The organism is Legionella qingyii (assembly GCF_003184185.1).
The window spans coordinates 44,121-61,918 of sequence record NZ_QHJG01000020.1; the positions used below are offsets into that span (position 1 = coordinate 44,121).

Consider the following 17,798-nt stretch of genomic DNA (forward strand, 5'->3'; position numbering starts at 1 on the left):
AGCTACCCATTTCATATATAGAACTCGTTTTACTTTTCTTTGCACAATACTATTCTAATGCACCAATCGTTTTATCAAAGTATAAAGGTTGTCTATTAATAGCATCTTGTTCAGGATCAATTTTGTAATCAGGTAAAGATTTCATTAACTCAACAACGCGAAGAATCGTTTCATAAAAAAGAGTTCGGTATGAGTTAGCTGCTCGACTTAGCTCTTCAGTTTGCGCAACAAAATCACTGATTTGTTCATCAAAATCCATATCGATTTGCAAAATTTCAGATAAGATCATGAGCATTTTTTTCTCTAAATCTTCTGTAAGTGAAATATTAAGAACTTCGTTCATTTTCTCTATAAAAAGATATTGATTGTCTTGGATTTCTAATATATTGCAATAAATCAAAGCATGATTAATTGCTTGTCGAATTTTACTTTTTTTCTCTGAAAGACCAGTACTTTTGAGTAACGTTCTCAAAGCGGTAATCGCTTTTTCCATCTCTGCATTAAATATTTGTGCTACTCGTATCAACGCAGCCTGACTGTGAGCTATCAAATAATCATGTTGCCCATTAACATTATGAAACTCATCACCAACCGTAACCAGTTGTTGTCGTTCATTTTCAAGATCTTCACGTATAGAAGCACCTTGTGCTTCCTCACCTTTAGAATTTTCCCCAGACAATAAATAGTCGATAAATAATTTTTGAGTATAGACATGATAATCATTTGCTTGTTGCAGCACGATACCATTAAGTACACTTTTTAGAGGAACACGCAATATTCGATGATAAAAACTATATGGACTTTTAATTGCTTCTACTAATTCACTTTGCGCCAAATTGACTTTGTACCTACCTAATATACGCTCAGCTGTGATTACCCCGTAAGTTGAAAACCAATGGCTTAATTCATTATCAGCATTTTCCCCGTTCATTTTTCATCCAAATTAAATTTTCAAAATATTAGGATTATTTACAATTCGCTAGATTAAGTCGAAATTCCTGGCACGAAAGCACAATATACATCGGCATCGAGCCTAGAAAATCAAGGCATTACCACCGAAATAGTAGAATTGTAAAAAGGTCCTATGATATAAGACTGTTTATTCGATAAGTATAGTGTATTACGCAGATGTTAAAACGATTAGATGCTGATTTACAAATATTAATTGACTTTCTTCAAGTAAAAACACCGCAAAGATGGTTAGATTTCGCAGCAGATCATATTCCCCTGTTATTGATTGACCATGCTCACTGTGAACGTAAGGCTGCTGCAACTGCAATAAATTTTATGAGCAAATATCCGGAAAAAAGAGAACTGGTTGAGGTGATGTCTCCTCTAGCTCGTGAGGAACTACTTCATTTTGAAAAAGTCATTACCTTTATGACTAACAAAGGCATTGAATTTTGCCCCTTACAACCATCAGGATATGCAACTCAGATGCATAAGCAGGTTACGAGCAGAAATGTTCTCCAGCGTTTATGTGATCAGTTGATTATTGGAGCGATTATTGAAGCCCGTTCTTGTGAGCGGTTTTACGCAATTATTCCCTTCCTTGAAGACCAGGATTTGGTAAAATTTTACGGTACTTTAATTAAATCGGAAGCGCGTCATTTTGAAGATTATCTGCGACTGGCGAAATTATATGGGGGGAATATAGAAGAACGTCTAAAATTGTTCTTAACTATAGAAAATGATTTTATTTTAGCAAATGATACGGTATTTCGCTTCCATAGCGGAATACCGCAAATTCAATAAATACTTAATAAATCATTCACCAATTATGGAGGAGTAGGAGTAGCTCGGGATTCTTGTTGCTCCTCATATTTCAAGTTGGCATTATCTTTTAGGAACTTGGATAAACTAGTTTCTGGATCAGCATTCAATCTTTTAAATGTATCTTCATCCAATACGGCACCACTCGCATAGTGCTTATATTCTCCTTCTTTACCATCAACAGGAAGATAATCATTTTCTGCTAACCAAAGAGCAACCATTGACCTAAATGCTTGATTTGCTTGATTCTCTGGTTTGGCTGGTTCGCCTTGCTTTTGTGGTGAATTGATTTGAACACCTTGGTTATAAGTCAAATTGGCTACCATAACCTTTCCATCTTTAAATGTAACTTTATGTTCCAAGGTAGGTAGCTGAAGCTCACCCTCCCCTTTTATTGCATGTAACATCTTAGCTTTAACACCAGTATAGCCATCTCCTGCTTTGTTAATTAGGTATCCAATACCCTGTGTAGCTGCCCAGCTATTCTCTAGATCTGGATTCTTAAGTCTATTCCATGCCTCTCCAGCAACTTGATCTGCTGAGATACTTACTGCTTTATTCATTTTTCCGAATAAATTCAACAAGGACATCATATTGGAGCGCCAGTCATTATAGGCATTTTGCTCTGAATTAATCACCGCATCAGCTAGTTCCTTTAATTCCTCATCATAAGTTGTTTCCTTACCTGTTCTTTCGTTTATTTTTTTATGTTTATTTCTCAACTCATCCAACCATTTGGAATATTTCATCTGCTCTTCTTTACGCTTTTCAGCAATATAATCATCGAGATCTTTCTTATTTTTTTCCTCTCGGAGTTGAGCCATTCCTTTTGCAGAAAGTTCATTCACTTTCTTTAATTCTGTTTCCATCTGGTCTTTACTTTTAGCCGCCATAACCTGCTTCTCCACAAACATCACAAGTGGGCAAAATAGAGCCCTTTTGTATTATCATAACACAATAACTGGGGTTTGTCATCCCAATCACTGAGAACATAACGCTTTAATTTTTGCGAATTTTTTTGATGAGTTGTCATGCCAAATTTATGGGTATGACCATGAATTAATTGACTCACTTGATAGTATAGCATATGGTCAATTACCACTTCAGCAACTACATCCATTTCCTCTATAGATTTGCTCTGATTCATCTGACTACGATATCGCACTTGATTTACTAATCGGTTGCGATATTTCAATGGTAAACTTAAGAATAAGGTAGAAAAGATTCTGTTTCTGGTTAAAAAACGAAAACGTTGGTGTGCTCTATCTTTAGTGCAATATCGATCTCCATGCACCAGTAGTATTTTTTCCTGTCCTAACTGAATGACAGTTGGCTCAGATAAAATAGTCCACCCTGCCATATGAGCAAAGGCTTTTCCCAGCAAAAAGTCACGGTTTCCATGCATATAAAACAAGTTAATTCCTTGTATTTTTAAGGAATATAACTGACGAGCAATCACCGTGCTCCATTCATCGACGGTATCATCTCCTGCCCATGCATGGAAAAAGTCGCCCAGAATATAAACATTCTTGACAGAAACTCTAGCCCATTCAATAAATTGATTAAAACGCTCTTGAATGGCCTGATCATCCGGGTGTAAATGAAGATCAGAAATAAAAACAGCTTCTATCATAGGGGCTCTATATGTATATGCTCATCCAATAAATAAATTTGACAGGGTCCATTATAAGGTTCGATCGCATCGCTTAAGCGATAAAATCCAGCTATTGATACCAATTCCGCATCAAGTGATTGACAAAAAATTCGTGCCTCTTTATCACCAGAAATCCCAGCCAGAGCCCTTCCTCTTAGAGCTCCATATACATGAATACAACCATCAGCTAATAATTCAGCACCATGACTTACTGAAGAAGCCACTACAAGATCAGCACCTTTTGCTACAACTTGCTGCCCCGAGCGAACAGGTGTAGTAACTAGTTTTGATTTTGTAGTTTCATGATGACTATTTTCAATTGGTCGCTCAATAATGGGTTTATCCTGCGTTGAAGAAGCATGCAGTACGGCCAATCCGTTACATTGAGCCAGGGTATCATGTATTATACTTCCTCCCTGAATGGCAACAGGAATCATGCCATGGGAACGAGCTAGTTGGAGTAAAGCCTGTAAATCAAATTCTAATTGGTGTACCGAAGATAAATCAAAAACAACTGGCGTATGCTCAAATAATTTAGGGGCTTTGGCAATAGTATCGTCCAGTTGATGCTTAAAAGCCTCAGGATCCGTATTTAATACTTGTAATACAGTAAATGTATAAAGGCGACCTTTTAATCTAAATGCTTGAGTTTGTGTTGTATTTTCACTCATGAGTATGATATCCATAACCAATATTTTTGTTTATACTAACATGTGAAAACCAATAACAGAAGGATATTAAGGTGGATAAACGGTGGTTTGAACAATATCAGAAAGGAGTTCCCCATGAAATTGACCCAAGTCAATATTCTTCCCTCGTAGATTTGTTTAAAGAATCCTGCACGCGTCATGCTAATAAAATCTCATATAGCAATATGGGGAGTAGTATTACTTTTAGTGAGCTGGATGAGTTAAGTCGAGATTTTGCTGCTTATCTCCAGCAGCTTAAACTGGATAAAGGAACTCGAGTAGCAATCATGCTTCCTAATGTTCTTCAATACCCAGTGGCTCTGTTTGGAATCTTACGGGCAGGTTATGTTGTTGTTAATACAAATCCACTTTACACTACGGACGAGCTTGTTCATCAGTTGAATGATTCTGGAGCCGAGGCGATCGTCGTGCTTGCTAATTTTGCAAAAACGGTTGAAAAAGGATTAAATTCCATTCCGACATTAAAACATGTCATTGTGACTGAAATAGCAGATCTTTTCCCAACACCGAAACGACTAATTATTAATTCAATAATAAAGTATGTTAAAAAAATGGTACCTGCTTATAACATTCCTCATGCAGTCGCGTTTAACTATGTGTTACTTGAGGGAAAACAAGCACCTATACATCATGTTGATTTAGAGCATGATGATATTGCATTTTTACAATACACCGGAGGCACAACAGGCGTTGCAAAAGGTGCCATTTTGACTCATGGCAATATGGTCTCTAATGTCTTGCAAGCAGATGCATGGATTAGACCTGTGATAGGTATCAATGGCGATGATATTATTGTTACTGCGATTCCTCTTTACCATGTTTTCTCGCTCACGGCTAATTGTTTGACCTTCTTGAAACATGGAGCAAGAAATGTACTGATTACGAATCCTCGTGATATGGGACATTTTATCAAAGAAATCAAAAAAGTAGGTTTTACAGCAATTACCGGTGTTAATACACTCTTTAATGGTTTATTGAACCAACCCAAATTTAAAGAAGTTGATTTCAGTAAACTAAAAATTTCACTTGCCGGAGGCATGGCGTTACAAAAGAGTGTAGCTCTTAAATGGCGTGAGGTCACCAAAACACCGGTACTGGAAGCTTATGGATTAACTGAGACCAGTCCCGCGGCCATCATGAATCCCATGAATATGACCGAATATAGCGGGAGTATAGGAGTGCCTATCCCTTCTACCGATGTCGTTATTCTTGATGATGACGAACATGAAGTACCTATAGGAACAAGCGGAGAGATATGCATTAAAGGTCCACAAGTAACCCCAGGATATTGGAAACGACCCGATGAAACCGCTTTGGTGTTTACTAAAAGTGGCTACTTAAAAACAGGTGACATCGGCAAAATGAATGAAGAAGGCTTTATTTATTTAGTCGACCGCAAAAAAGACATGTTACTCGTATCTGGCTTTAATGTTTATCCTAATGAGGTGGAACAAGTTATTGCAATGCATCCTGGTGTTCTAGAAGTTGGTGTAGTGGGTGTAATTGACAAGGAGTCTGGTGAGCGCGTCAAAGCATGCGTTGTTAAAAAAGATCCTGATTTAACTGAAGAACAAGTTATTGCTTATTGCCGAGAGCATCTAACTGCTTATAAAGTTCCCAAAATTGTTGAGTTCTATGATGAACTCCCAAAAACAAATGTTGGGAAAATTCTTCGTCGGGCACTTAAAGATTCCCATACTTCTCCCAGCCACCCCGAAAAAAAACCGGCTGTTGCTATATAAATATGTACCCGGGTGAAGCACACAGCGAAGCCCGGGATGTCTAAATTGAATAGAATTAACTCTCGTCCCTTAGTATCGCTACTCCGCAACAATGTCACTCTTTAGTGACGTGTCAAAAGAAGTTTTATTTTACCAATTGTTTCATTATGCGAGCTGTTGCTCCCCACACCCAATCCTTATTCGCAGTAAACTCACAAGTGACATAACGGCGACCGTCACGTTTAATCATAAATTCTTTATAATTTTGAGCATCTTGTACTAGTGCCATTGGGATCGAGATTAAGCGGACGACTTCATGATAATTTAATTGATATGGGTGTACCGACTCGATGCTCGCAAGCCAAGGATGAATAATACTTCCTAATAGTGTTTTTTGAGTGTTTAATTCTTTGATTAGGGTTATGCGTTCTGGGTTAATACCTAACTCTTCATACAACTCTCTAAGCGCCGTAACATAATAATTCTCATCCCCCTCTTCCCATGTACCACCAGGAAAACAAATCTCTCCTGGATGGGTGCGCAATTGATCGCTGCGTTGCGTCAGAATTAATGAATCAGATAATTGTTCATACAAGACAACTACTGCCGAATGCTCAAGTTTTTTCCCTTTAAATTCATTTAAGTCCATTAATAACCGCTGCTATTTTGATAAAACATTCACGATATTCATCTTCACAGTCTGAGTCAATAACTATTCCACCGCCAGCAGCTAAATGTAAAATATTCTCTTTAGCGGTAATCGTTCGAATAGCAATGTTCGTGTCAAATCGCCCATGCCGCGAAAAATAGCCTATAGCCCCACAATAAACCCCGCGAGCATAAGACTCTTGTTCATCAATAATTCTCATAGACTCAATTTTGGGTGCTCCTGTAATAGAACCACCTGGAAAACAAGACAAAAATGCTTCAAATGGCAGAATAGTTGGCAAACATTGAGCTTCAATTGTGCTTACTAAATGATGAACTGAATTATAACTTTGTATTTCACATAAATTAGTCACATTCACCGAGCCAGATTTAGCAATTTTACCCAGATCATTTCTCAATAAATCAACGATCATTACATTCTCGGCTCGATTTTTTTCACAAGATGACAATTTATTTTTTAGCCCATCATCCTCAGCTTCATTCGTGGAGCGTCCAATGGTCCCTTTAATTGGCGATGTAACTAGTTTTCCTTCGTCGTAGAAAAGAAAACGTTCTGGTGAAAAACTTAAAATATCAGCTGCGGGAGTCCTTAGAAAGGCGGAAAAAGGCACAGGGTTTTTCATACAGATTTTTTTATAAAATGCCCAACTATTTCCTTCATAAGCAGCATGAAATGGTTGAGTAAGATTGACCTGATAACTTCTTCCCTCTTTTAAAAATTGATATACGGAAGAAAAAGCATTCATGTAATCCTGTTTATCCAACAAAGGAGTAAAATCACTTTTAATGAACGCATCACAAGGCTGCTTGCTAACGGCATTCCACAGTTCCAATACTTCATCAACTACTTTGGGAGTTGATTGATGCATATTTGCAGCAAATAATGTTATTTCTTTTTGATGATGATCTACAATAATTGCCCAATCATATAATCCAAAGTCCAGCAAAGGCATATTCTCTAATGTAGGCTGTATACTAGAGTCTATCCCTATTAACTTTGCACCAAGATCATATGAAACATAGCCAAGAGCACCGCCTTGAAAAGGAAGATCCACCACAGAAGGTACGGGCGATAAGATTTGATTTATTCTCTTTAATAAACCCGGCAAATCTTGGCAATTTTGTTCGATTTGAATAAAATCATAAGGATAAGCACTGATAATATCATAACGTCCATGAAAACGGTCTGTACTTTCTAGAAGAACAAAACCCGGTAAATGGTGCAATTTTTGATAGTACTCATGTAATGAATCGCTATAGTCCAATGAATATAATACAATTTGACTCAAAATGTTCCTCTTAGGTAATTATTACAAAAACTTTCTTTAATACAGATGCTGAGTGAAGCGACGCGAACCTGATGATTAGTATTTTAGACATTTCGCAGGTTCCTCTATGCTTCAGTAGCCTACAAGTTTCTTACTTATTCTCTGGTTTTTGAATTAATTTGTGAGTATGCTATGCAAACGCTTTATTGACAAGGAGCCTTACATGGCAACAGTTGCTCAATTTGATATTACATATACTCAATTTTTAAATGAGAATGGAAAACTGGTCGGTCAACTACCTCCTTTTGCCCATGATCATTCTGCGCTCAAAGAACTTTATAAAATCATGGTTCTTACACGCACTTTCGATAAAAAAGCTATCGCTTTGCAAAGAACAGGTAAAATGGGAACTTATGCTCCGATTAATGGACAAGAAGCAATTTCAGCAGCTATAGGTCATGCCATGCGTCCTGAAGACGTTTTTGTGCCTTATTACCGAGATTATGCGGCTCAATTTCAACGCGGTGTAAAAATGTCTGAAATCTTAGCATTTTGGGGTGGAGATGAGCGCGGCAGTCAGTTTTCATGTAACTCGGAAGATTTACCAATATGTGTGCCCATCGCCTCTCAGTGCTTACATGCAGCAGGCGTTGCATTTGCCTTTCAATACAGAAATCAACCACGTGTTGCGGTAGTATGCCTGGGTGAAGGTGGTACTTCAGAAGGTGATTTCTACGAGGCCATGAATGTTGCAGGTACTTGGAAGTTACCTGTAGTTTTTATAGTTAATAATAACCAATGGGCAATTTCAGTACCCAGAAATCAACAGACTGGTTCACAAACTATTGCCCAAAAAGCTATAGCTGCTGGTTTTACAGGCATGCAAATTGACGGAAATGATATTCTTGCAACAAGACAAATTATTGGTGATGCGATTGAAAAAGCACGCCGTGGTGAGGGGCCGACTTTAATCGAAGCCCTGTCTTACCGTTTATCGGATCATACCACAGCTGATGACGCAACCCGGTATCAACCATGTCAAGAAGTTGAAAAAGCAAAACCGAAAGAACCTATAACGCGATTCAAAGAATTTCTTATAGAACATAAGATCTGGAATGCTCAAGATGAAGAGAGTTTGGTAATCCAGTGTTCTAAAGAGGTTGAAGAAGCTGTTAATGAATATTTAAGTATGAAGACCCAACCGATTAGTAGCATTTTTGATTATCATTATGCGGAACTACCTGAGTATTTAGTGGAGCAACGTGCAATAGCTATGGAGGAAGCAACTCATGCCTGATATTACTTTAATTGAAGCAGTAACTCAGGCTTTGGCTTATGAGTTAGCACATGATGAAAATGTTGTGGTTTTTGGAGAGGATGTCGGTAAAAATGGTGGTGTTTTCCGTGCCACAGTAGGATTACAAGAACGATTCGGTGAAAAAAGAGTTTTTGATACTCCTCTAGCAGAATCCATGATTGCTGGATTAGCAATTGGTATGTCAATACAGGGTCTGAAACCTGTTGCTGAATTCCAATTCATGGGATTTATCTATCCAGCCATGAACCAAATTATTTCTCATGCCGCTCGTATGCGTAATAGGACGCGCGGGCGACTACACTGCCCACTTGTGTTCCGCGCTCCTTTTGGTGGTGGTATTCGAGCACCTGAACATCATTCAGAAAGCACCGAAGCATTATTTGCTCATATTCCTGGTTTACAGGTTGTGATTCCCTCCTCTCCACGACGAGCTTATGGCTTACTCTTAGCGGCTATGCGTAATCCAGATCCCGTAATTTTTCTTGAACCAAAACGAATTTATCGTTTGGTCAAACAACCTGTGGAAGATAATGGCGAGGCTCTTCCTCTAGGTAAATGTTTTACTTTGCAACAAGGTGATGACGTTACATTAGTAAGTTGGGGCGCTAGTATTCACGAAACGCAACAAGCAGCGAAACAATTGGGTGATGAAGGAATTTCTTGTGAAGTCATTGATGTAGCAACAATTAAACCACTAGATATCGAAACAATTCTAGCCTCAGTTGAGAAAACTGGACGTTGTGTTATCGTTCATGAGGGAGCAAAAACTTGTGGAGTTGGTGCCGAAATTTCAGCACAGATTATGGAAAATTCTATGACTGAGTTAATGGCTCCGGTTCAACGGGTAACTGGATATGATACTGTAATGCCGTATTTCCAACTGGAAAAACAATACATACCCAGTGTTACACGTATTAAAAACAGCGTTATGAGCATAATGGAGTAATAATGAATATATTCAATCTACCTGATTTGGGTGAAGGCCTACCGGATGCTGAGATTCATGAATGGTTTGTCAAAGAAGGTGATACAGTAGTAGCAGATCAACCTTTAGTTTCTATGGAAACTGCAAAAGCAGTAGTTGATGTACCTTGTCCTCAGTCTGGAACTATTAGCAAATTATACGGTAACCCTGGAGATGTAATTAAAACGGGTGAGCCTTTGGTAGCTTTTGAATCAACAAGTGCCAAAGCTGCAGATAAAGGAACAGTTGTCGGTAACTTAGAAGAAAGTAGTGAAATCTTTGAAGATAACTTCACTATTGGAGCCCAACACAGTAGTAGAAATCGTATCAAGACAACACCAGCTGTTAAAATGCTTGCTAAAAAACTTGGTGTTGATTTATCTACAGTTAAAGGAACCGGAGAATTTGGTGTCATTACTCGTAATGATGTTCAGGCGCAAGCAGATAAAAACTCCGAAGTTCCAGCAGGCTTTGAACCTCTACGCGGAGTAAGACGCGCAATGCTCAACAGTATGGTTCAATCTCACGCCGAAGTTGTTCCCGTAAGTATTTTTGATGAAGCAGATATTAGTGCTTGGAAGCCTGGTACTGATATTACAGTTCGCCTTGTTCGAGCAATAATCTATGCCGCTAACAAAGAACCCGCCTTAAATGCATGGTTTGATACAAAACATAGTGCACGACAATGTTTTGAGCAGGTGCACCTCGGTTTAGCAATGGATAATGAGGAAGGTTTGTTTGTACCTGTTATTCATGATGCGGCAAAACTTTCCGATGCCGATCTGCGAAAAATGATTAATGATTTTAAAAAATCTGTCAGTAATCGAGAAATTACTGCAGATAAATTGAAAGGAGCAACGATAACCCTTTCTAATTTTGGAAAATTTGCTGGCCGCTTTGCAAGTCCAATTATTGTTCCGCCAATGGTTGCCATTTTAGCCGTGGGTAGACTCTATCAAGGAGCGGTTGTCACTACCCAAGGATCTGTAGAAGCACATAATATACTTCCCCTATCACTTAGTTTTGACCACAGAGCAGTAACTGGAGGCGAAGCAACTCGCTTCTTAGGGGCTGTGATGGAATCATTACAAAAGGAATAAGGTAAAACTCCTCTCCCTCAAGGGGTGAGGAGTTTAAATGTTACTGTTGCATTTTTTGTTGCATTTTACTTTTTACTTTTTCTGCTAACTTCATTTTGCATTGTTGCAATTGTTCTGGACTAAAATTGGTATTTGGTAATTGTTTGTTACCCATTGCGACAGGTAAAACACAGTCTTTGACTAGTTCTTTACCCGCATTCTCCCCGCCTTTAAAATAACCATTTTGCATACAAGTAATTGCAATGACTTTGCAAGGTCCGGTCCAACCAAATAAAGAAACACTCATTAATAAGCTAAATATACCCATCTTTGCAAATAATTTATTCATTTTTATAATTCCTTTTCATTGAGGAAAAAATCCTATTTTTAAACAATTGCCTCTAAAATATAGCACAATATTTATATTCTGCTTTTCATCATATATTTCGAAGTTTAAATACACATTAAATGAGAATGGAGTGACTTAAGATTAATGTATGTTCGCAATGTACATTTAGGTAAACTCTGCTAAACCAATAAAACCCACTTGATTGAATCAGTTCTAAAACTGATCCCATCTACTCTTGGTTCATATCAATGCTCTTAAAAGCAGAACCACTACCAACATAGAACCCTCACGAAACCAAGAATCTTTCTCGCCATTATTCAACAAATTATAATATGCTTTTGCCGACTTGGGTTGTTTTGCAAAATCAGGTGCGGAGAAAAGGGATGTGTCATTACAGTATTCATAAGCAACATATATCGGCAATAATTGTTGAGTACTGCCAACCACCTATTCGCCACTGATTATCATCGTCTATATCAAAATACTCCATTTCCTAAGCTATATTTAATAAATATGCATGCTAACCAAATTGTAAATACAAATGAAAACTGCAGTAATTTGGTCAAACGTAGAATATACCGATATTCCTTTTGGACACTTGTACCAACTTGATAAAGTTGGTATTTCAAATGTCATTATTTTACTTAATGAGGACGAATTTAAGAAGGCACATGAAGCTAAATTTGTGGTATTTGATGATACTGAGCCTCAAACAATTATAGAGCACTATCAATCCCAAAGTAACCGACTAAAAATTGAGGTTATAAACACGGGAATAGCAAGTACAGAAGAAGAAAAACTTGATTTTTACCTGAAGAAACATGCAGAAGAGCAATATAAACTTCATCTTTATCTTTGTAAGGAAACCATACCTTGGGTTAGTGAGGAATTAAGTGCTAAACCAGCAATAATAGAAACTACTAAATATTCAATTATACCCTTCTTCACAAAAAATACTCGCAGACAGCTTCCATTATTTGAGGCCCCATGCTCATCAGATCAAGCAATCAAACTCTTGCAAAACAATTTAGCTCCATGTCTTTGTTACAAACTAGACTTATTCGATTTATTGCATTATCAATGGCTGTTTAATATTTTTGTTGAATTAATCAGTCTTAAAATCAAATTGCATAAGGATAAAAGCACGGAGTTTTCACTTCAGTTGAATAACCTGATTAAGGATTTCAATAAAAATATAATAGACTTGGAAAAAGCAGAAAACAACTTTGAAAAAACACACAAAAAAGCCTATTCAACACTCAATAAACCCCATGCTGTCACTCGATTGCATCATGCTAAGAATGTGAAGAAGAAGGAACTGCTCGAAAATAACTTTCCTAAATTAATAGGCAAGCTAGTTGAACTGTATGACCAGTTAGCATTACAGGAAAATCTTGACGAAGGTGCAAAAGATAATTTTACACAAAAGAACTTTTGAGTATATTGAAAATACGGTTCACTAAATAGAATATGTTGACCTTTTATTTAATTCCACCTATTTCCCGCAGACGAGCCTTGAGTTTTGTACACATCGCTAATTCACAGATTCAGTTTCAGCTATTGCAACAGCAATCACAAGCTTTCCTTTTGAATAGTACAAAAAACTATGTTTGTGCAATCTTATTCAGCAATGCAGCTAACCGGCATCCTGCATAAGTAGCCTGTTTTTGAACTAATAGCTGAGCATTTTCTTGATATTTATCACTAGGCGTTTCATTAGGATTAATTTGATAAACATTTTTTAAGGCCAGTTTATGGGACATTTTTGCCCATTTAGCAGGTTTAATCTGGGCATCAATATCTGAACAAGGTAATTTTTGTTCTAATTGCTGCGCTGTGCTTTTAATTCGCGCATCATCATATTGCCCAAGAAAAAAACCAGCCCCATTGTCCCAGTATTGATGTAAATTAGCCCCTACTGGGTTTTTCCCTAAAAAGAATAAATTACCACCTAGGTCCCCTTTCGGGTGTTGTGCACTGACGTGGGTTACGGCATGTAAAGGTTGATGTATATCACCTGCAATATGAATTAACATCCGTAATGCAAGTTTTTTGTCTGATGGATTCGTTTTTTTAGAGGTAAGCACAGACGATGCTTGTTTAATTGCCTTTATTGCATTAGTACTTTCAACAGGAGGTAAGCGAGTTCCATCACTGGAAAAAGGGATATCGATATAATGCATTACATCATACCAATATACTTCCCTCCACCTAATTTCATCCATCCAAGTTGAAGCACTAACAAAACTCGAGTTAGGTGTGTTATGCCTGCGCGAACGAAGATATTTATAGCACATGTCTTTCGCTTTTGGTGATAAATTATCGTAGGCAATTTGTGCCACGACCTTGTGGCCTGCCGCATTCCAAGCATAGCAATTTAAAAACCCTAAACACAAAACAAGCACATAAATAATTCGTGACATAATTAACCCAAATAGGGAGACCACGCAGGTTCTTGTACATCTCCTTCTCGCGCGGGGAGTCTCATTCTTATTCTACCGTCCAGAGAAACGATACCCAGTACACCTTTATCTTGATTATGGGTCGCGTATAGAATTAAACGACCATTGGGTGCAATAGATGGAGACTCATCGCGGCCAGAGAATGTCAGGCTTACAATTGGCCCACCGCTTGCACTTTGTAATCCTATGTTAAATTGCTTGTCGTCGCGATGCAACATAATGATATTTTTCATATCTGGAGTATAAGAAGCACGCGCATTATAGTTGCCTTCAAACGTTACTCGACTTACTTGGCCATTGGCTAAAGATAATCGATATATTTGAGGTGAACCACCTCTACCTGAGGTAAATAATAAGCTTTTTCCATCCGGAGCATACCGTGGTTCAGTATCAATAGCGTCACCAAAGGTCAATTGCTTCATATTCCCGGTATTGATGTCTATACTGTATATTTTTGGTGTCCCACTTTTAGATAACACTACAGCCAATTCCCTGCCATCCGGAGACCACGCAGGTGCCCCGTTAATTCCTGGGAAACTAGTAATTAAACGTCTTTGGCCTGTCTCAACTGAAACAGTAAATATTTGTGCTCGTTTTTTCTCGAAAGAAACATAGGAAATAGTTTTACCATCAGGAGCCCACGCTGGAGACATAATAGGCTCGGATGAAATCAACAAGCTTTGTGGATTATGTCCATCCGCATCAGCCACTTCAAGCGAGTAATGGGTACTGCTCCTAGTTCTTTGGACAGAAATATAAGCAATGCGGGTAGAGAAAATCCCCTTTTCACCTGTCAACTTTTGGTATATTTCATCACTAATATGATGTGCTAAAGGCCTGATTTGATTGGCGCTGATTTGATAGGTTTTTGTTAATAAAGTCGCTCCATTAGCTACTGCATCAGTTAAAGTAAAACTCACCTCATAATGACTTCCTACTTGGTTAACACGCCCCGTAACAACACTGTCAGCACCGAGCTGTTTTAAAGTACTAATTGATGATTGTGAGTTCGCGCCTTGTGGGCCAGAAACAATTCGAAACTGACCTGATAAATTTAAGTCATTTTCAATAATTTGTCCGATTTCTTGAGATGTATTATTTGAGCCAAAAGAGTTGATTGCTATAGGTAAAGCTGAATTAATCCCTTGGGTCAATTCTAAATCAAGAGCAAAAATTTGCTGCGTAAAAAATACTAAAAACAGTGTAATAATTCGGTTAATCACGAGTTTTACCCCCTCACTTGTTCTGGTCGAACGGTTAAACTTATATCGCGAAACAAACTAAATGTTTCTTGATCTGCAGGCACAGGAAGTGGTGATGCTTTATAAATAGCAGTTTGCGCTGAACGATCAAGCAATGGATCACCGCTACTACGGGTTAAAGTAACTTCCAATACCATTCCATCGGGAGCAAGGCGTATTCTGAATTGACTTGATAAGCTACTGTCAACATTTTCAGGTAATATCCAGTTCCTACCTATAGCATTAACAATGAGCGCTTTATATTTATCAACTTCACCAGCAATACGTGCCTGCTTCGCGGCATTTTCTGCTGCTTGTGCTTGTTTTGCTGCAGCTGCAGCCTCAGCTTGATTTTTTCGTTCCATTTCTGCTTTTGCAAGCGCAGCTTTTTCTTTTCGGGCTTGTTCCTCTTTTAATTTTTCAGCTTGTTCCTTCTCTGCCATTTTTTTCTTATTCAAATCAGCAAGCTTTTTCGCTTCCAGTTTCTGTTGCTTAACCAACTCTTCTTTTTGTTTCTTTAAATCTTCAATACGCTTAGCTTCCAATGCCTTTTGCTCTTCAAGTTTTTTTAATCGCTTTTTTTCTTCCTCTGCTTGTTTTTTACGGGCAATAGCAATTCTATTCGCTTCTTCTTTAAGTCGAGCAAGTTGTTGTTGTTCTTTTATTCTTTGTTGCCTTGCCGCTTCAGCCTGTCGCTTGAGTTCATTTTGTCGATTAATTTCGGCCCTTTTTTGTTGCTCACGCTCCTGTTTCAAACGATTGACTGTTTCCATAACCTGTTTGTTATCGACACTAACCGCTTTCACTATTTCAGTTTGTGGTTTCACAGCGATTGGTTGCTCTACCCCAGGCGTGTTCTTCGTTTCAGCAGTTAAAACAGGCCGTTGGCTTGAGTTATCAGTCAAAAGCATCACCACTAAAAAAAGATGCAAGCCAATTGCGACAAAAAAAGGTTTACGATAACTTGGATCGATTATCATGCTTGCCCCTCTGATTTTTCTTGCTCTGAATCAGTCAACAATCCTACTTGTTCTGCACCTGCTTGCTTAAGTAAAGCCATTGCCTGAACAACCTTTCCATATGCAACGCCCTGATCCCCCTTTACTAAAACATTAAGCTTTTGGCCTGATTGCTTTGCTAATTCCAACTCTGCAGCGACACGAACAACTAAAGCTTGGGACTCTATAGGCTCAGCGGGTGTGCTGCTGATATTAAGAAAATAAGTACCTTGCTGATTCACTGAAACAATAATAGGTTCTCTATCTGTAGGTGCCAAATTCTGGCTTGCGGCTTTAGGCAAATCTACAGTTACTCCCTGACTTAGCATTGGTGCTGTGATCATAAAGATAACAAGTAAAACCAACATTACATCGATATAAGGTACGACATTAATTTCTGATATGGGACGCTCACGTTTGGTTTTTGCTCTGATCATTTCAAATTCTACCCTCTTACAGTTTCACTGTTTTGTTGTTCTATAAGCGATATTAATTCTTCCTGAAACAAGTCAAATCGATTTAATAAATCATTAGCACGCGTTGTATATCGGTTATATGCAATAACTGCCGGTATTGCTGTAAATAAGCCCAAAGCTGTGGCTACTAACGCTTCAGAAATACCTGGAGCGACCATAGCGATGGTTGCTTGTTGAGCATGGCCTAATGCCTGAAATGAGGTCATTATCCCCCAAACAGTACCAAATAATCCTACGTAAGGTGCAATAGAGCCGACGGAAGCAAAAAACGGTAAATGTTTTTCCAGCTTTTCTGCTTCTTTTGCATGGGTAATTTGCATAACTCGTTGGATGGGTTCAATAATTACATTGCCTAGTTTTCTAGCCCGTACAAATTCTTTAAAGCCAGCATGGAAAATAGCTGCCATACCATCTCGTTCTTCTGAATTACTATCGATATCTGCATAAAGTCTGCTTAAATCACCGCTATCCCAAAATCTTTGATTAAAAGAATCAGTGAGCTGTTTTTTACGATTAAAAAACCAGGCGCGTTGAAATATTAATGTCCATGAAGTAATGGAAGCAGCAGCGAGTAACATCATGACTGATTTAACAACTAGACCTGCTTGCATAAAGTACATTAATACATTTGCTTGATTACCCATTTATATTATCTCCAGTACCAAGATCTTATTTTATTAATCGTCATCGGATTATAGTTTTACCTGCAAGCCGGCAACGATAACAACTCTTTAATCAAGTGAAAATCGTTTTGGTTTCAGTTTGCTATCCACACATACCACTTGAATTTTAGCTTCACAAATTACTTTGCCTTGCTGATTTTGCATGGTTTGCTCAAATAAAAAACTACAAGCTCCTAATTGTTGAACTTGAGTTTTAACTGTTAACAAATCATCTAATCGAGCAGGTGCTTTATAACGAACATGTGCATCGTATATAGCAAAAAGAGTATCCTGTTTCATTAAATCAGACAGAATTAAATTATTTTGCCTTAACATTTCTGTTCGAGCCCGCTCAAAATAACAAAGATAGTTCGCATGATAAACAATTCCCATGTAGTCTACGTCTTCAGCGTAAACACGAAAGGATTGTTGATGCACGGTTGTAGCATCCATT

20 protein-coding genes are annotated in these 17,798 nt (G+C 38.0%); 6 read left to right on the forward strand and 14 right to left on the reverse strand.

All coding sequences use genetic code 11. From position 1 onward, the window contains the following. Window positions 1–49: 49 nt before the first annotated feature. On the reverse strand, window positions 50–931 hold the full coding sequence (locus tag DGG96_RS12565) for a hypothetical protein (RefSeq protein WP_110143011.1): 882 nt from the start codon (window positions 929–931) through the stop codon (window positions 50–52). A 197-nt stretch (window positions 932–1,128) separates the two neighbouring features. Between DGG96_RS12565 and DGG96_RS12570 the strand changes: the two genes are divergently transcribed. Further along, window positions 1,129–1,755, forward strand: a complete 627-nt coding sequence (locus DGG96_RS12570) for a MiaE family protein (protein ID WP_110143012.1) — start codon at window positions 1,129–1,131, stop codon at window positions 1,753–1,755. A gap of 23 nt (window positions 1,756–1,778) precedes the next feature. Here the strand turns inward: DGG96_RS12570 and DGG96_RS12575 are convergent, their stop codons facing one another. The 3 genes from DGG96_RS12575 to minC are packed head-to-tail and all read right to left on the reverse strand — an operon-like array spanning window position 1,779 to window position 4,098. Next, window positions 1,779–2,666, reverse strand: a complete 888-nt coding sequence (locus DGG96_RS12575) for a hypothetical protein (protein WP_110143013.1) — start codon at window positions 2,664–2,666, stop codon at window positions 1,779–1,781. A 20-nt stretch (window positions 2,667–2,686) separates the two neighbouring features. Next, entirely contained in the window at window positions 2,687–3,406 is a 720-nt protein-coding gene (locus tag DGG96_RS12580) for a UDP-2,3-diacylglucosamine diphosphatase (RefSeq protein WP_110143014.1), read from the reverse strand. After that, the gene (gene minC, locus DGG96_RS12585) at window positions 3,403–4,098 is read right to left on the reverse strand and encodes a septum site-determining protein MinC (protein WP_165831611.1); all 696 of its coding nucleotides are present in this window, start codon (window positions 4,096–4,098) and stop codon (window positions 3,403–3,405) included. The genes DGG96_RS12580 and minC overlap by 4 nt, the downstream gene beginning before the upstream one ends. Before the next feature lie 71 nt (window positions 4,099–4,169). Between minC and DGG96_RS12590 the strand changes: the two genes are divergently transcribed. Beyond that, the gene (locus DGG96_RS12590) at window positions 4,170–5,879 is read left to right on the forward strand and encodes an AMP-binding protein (RefSeq protein ID WP_110143016.1); all 1,710 of its coding nucleotides are present in this window, start codon (window positions 4,170–4,172) and stop codon (window positions 5,877–5,879) included. 124 nt (window positions 5,880–6,003) lie between these two features. Here the strand turns inward: DGG96_RS12590 and DGG96_RS12595 are convergent, their stop codons facing one another. Both DGG96_RS12595 and pabB read right to left on the reverse strand, forming a co-directional pair. Further along, window positions 6,004–6,507, reverse strand: coding sequence for an NUDIX hydrolase (locus tag DGG96_RS12595; RefSeq protein WP_110143017.1), 504 nt, complete (start codon window positions 6,505–6,507; stop codon window positions 6,004–6,006). Further along, the gene (gene pabB, locus DGG96_RS12600) at window positions 6,494–7,816 is read right to left on the reverse strand and encodes an aminodeoxychorismate synthase component I (protein WP_110143018.1); all 1,323 of its coding nucleotides are present in this window, start codon (window positions 7,814–7,816) and stop codon (window positions 6,494–6,496) included. The genes DGG96_RS12595 and pabB overlap by 14 nt, the downstream gene beginning before the upstream one ends. 202 nt (window positions 7,817–8,018) lie before the next feature. Here pabB and pdhA point away from each other — a divergent pair, with 202 nt between their 5' ends. From pdhA to DGG96_RS12615, 3 genes are read left to right on the forward strand one after another with little or no spacing between them, the layout of a single operon-like run. After that, window positions 8,019–9,092, forward strand: a complete 1,074-nt coding sequence (gene pdhA / locus DGG96_RS12605) for a pyruvate dehydrogenase (acetyl-transferring) E1 component subunit alpha (RefSeq protein ID WP_110143019.1) — start codon at window positions 8,019–8,021, stop codon at window positions 9,090–9,092. Then, window positions 9,085–10,059, forward strand: a complete 975-nt coding sequence (locus DGG96_RS12610) for an alpha-ketoacid dehydrogenase subunit beta (protein ID WP_110143020.1) — start codon at window positions 9,085–9,087, stop codon at window positions 10,057–10,059. Before pdhA ends, DGG96_RS12610 begins: the two co-directional genes overlap by 8 nt. Before the next feature lie 2 nt (window positions 10,060–10,061). After that, complete coding sequence (locus tag DGG96_RS12615; RefSeq protein WP_110143021.1) at window positions 10,062–11,177, forward strand: dihydrolipoamide acetyltransferase family protein; 1,116 nt, start codon at window positions 10,062–10,064, stop codon at window positions 11,175–11,177. 40 nt (window positions 11,178–11,217) lie between these two features. Here the strand turns inward: DGG96_RS12615 and DGG96_RS12620 are convergent, their stop codons facing one another. Together DGG96_RS12620 and DGG96_RS12625 are read right to left on the reverse strand one after the other, a co-directional pair. Continuing rightward, window positions 11,218–11,505, reverse strand: a complete 288-nt coding sequence (locus DGG96_RS12620) for a hypothetical protein (protein ID WP_110143022.1) — start codon at window positions 11,503–11,505, stop codon at window positions 11,218–11,220. Window positions 11,506–11,745: 240 nt separating this feature from the next. Next, entirely contained in the window at window positions 11,746–11,952 is a 207-nt protein-coding gene (locus DGG96_RS12625) for a hypothetical protein (RefSeq protein ID WP_110143023.1), read from the reverse strand. A gap of 94 nt (window positions 11,953–12,046) precedes the next feature. On the opposite strand from DGG96_RS12625, the gene DGG96_RS12630 reads away from it, so the two are divergent. Beyond that, complete coding sequence (locus tag DGG96_RS12630) at window positions 12,047–12,943, forward strand: hypothetical protein (RefSeq protein WP_110143024.1); 897 nt, start codon at window positions 12,047–12,049, stop codon at window positions 12,941–12,943. A gap of 166 nt (window positions 12,944–13,109) precedes the next feature. Here the strand turns inward: DGG96_RS12630 and DGG96_RS12635 are convergent, their stop codons facing one another. The 6 genes from DGG96_RS12635 to DGG96_RS12660 all read right to left on the reverse strand — a co-directional run bounded on the left by DGG96_RS12635 (window position 13,110) and on the right by DGG96_RS12660 (window position 17,797). Continuing rightward, window positions 13,110–13,928, reverse strand: coding sequence for a S1/P1 nuclease (locus tag DGG96_RS12635; protein ID WP_165831612.1), 819 nt, complete (start codon window positions 13,926–13,928; stop codon window positions 13,110–13,112). Between the two features lie 2 nt (window positions 13,929–13,930). After that, a complete protein-coding gene (gene tolB / locus DGG96_RS12640) occupies window positions 13,931–15,190 on the reverse strand; it encodes a Tol-Pal system beta propeller repeat protein TolB (protein ID WP_110143026.1) in 1,260 nt (419 codons plus the stop codon). 5 nt (window positions 15,191–15,195) lie between these two features. After that, complete coding sequence (gene tolA, locus DGG96_RS12645; RefSeq protein WP_110143027.1) at window positions 15,196–16,188, reverse strand: cell envelope integrity protein TolA; 993 nt, start codon at window positions 16,186–16,188, stop codon at window positions 15,196–15,198. Then, complete coding sequence (tolR, locus tag DGG96_RS12650; RefSeq protein ID WP_110143028.1) at window positions 16,185–16,643, reverse strand: protein TolR; 459 nt, start codon at window positions 16,641–16,643, stop codon at window positions 16,185–16,187. The genes tolA and tolR overlap by 4 nt, the downstream gene beginning before the upstream one ends. 8 nt (window positions 16,644–16,651) lie before the next feature. Continuing rightward, complete coding sequence (gene tolQ / locus DGG96_RS12655; RefSeq protein WP_058469471.1) at window positions 16,652–17,326, reverse strand: protein TolQ; 675 nt, start codon at window positions 17,324–17,326, stop codon at window positions 16,652–16,654. 87 nt (window positions 17,327–17,413) lie between these two features. Continuing rightward, complete coding sequence (locus DGG96_RS12660; RefSeq protein ID WP_110143029.1) at window positions 17,414–17,797, reverse strand: YbgC/FadM family acyl-CoA thioesterase; 384 nt, start codon at window positions 17,795–17,797, stop codon at window positions 17,414–17,416. Window position 17,798: the final 1 nt, after the last annotated feature.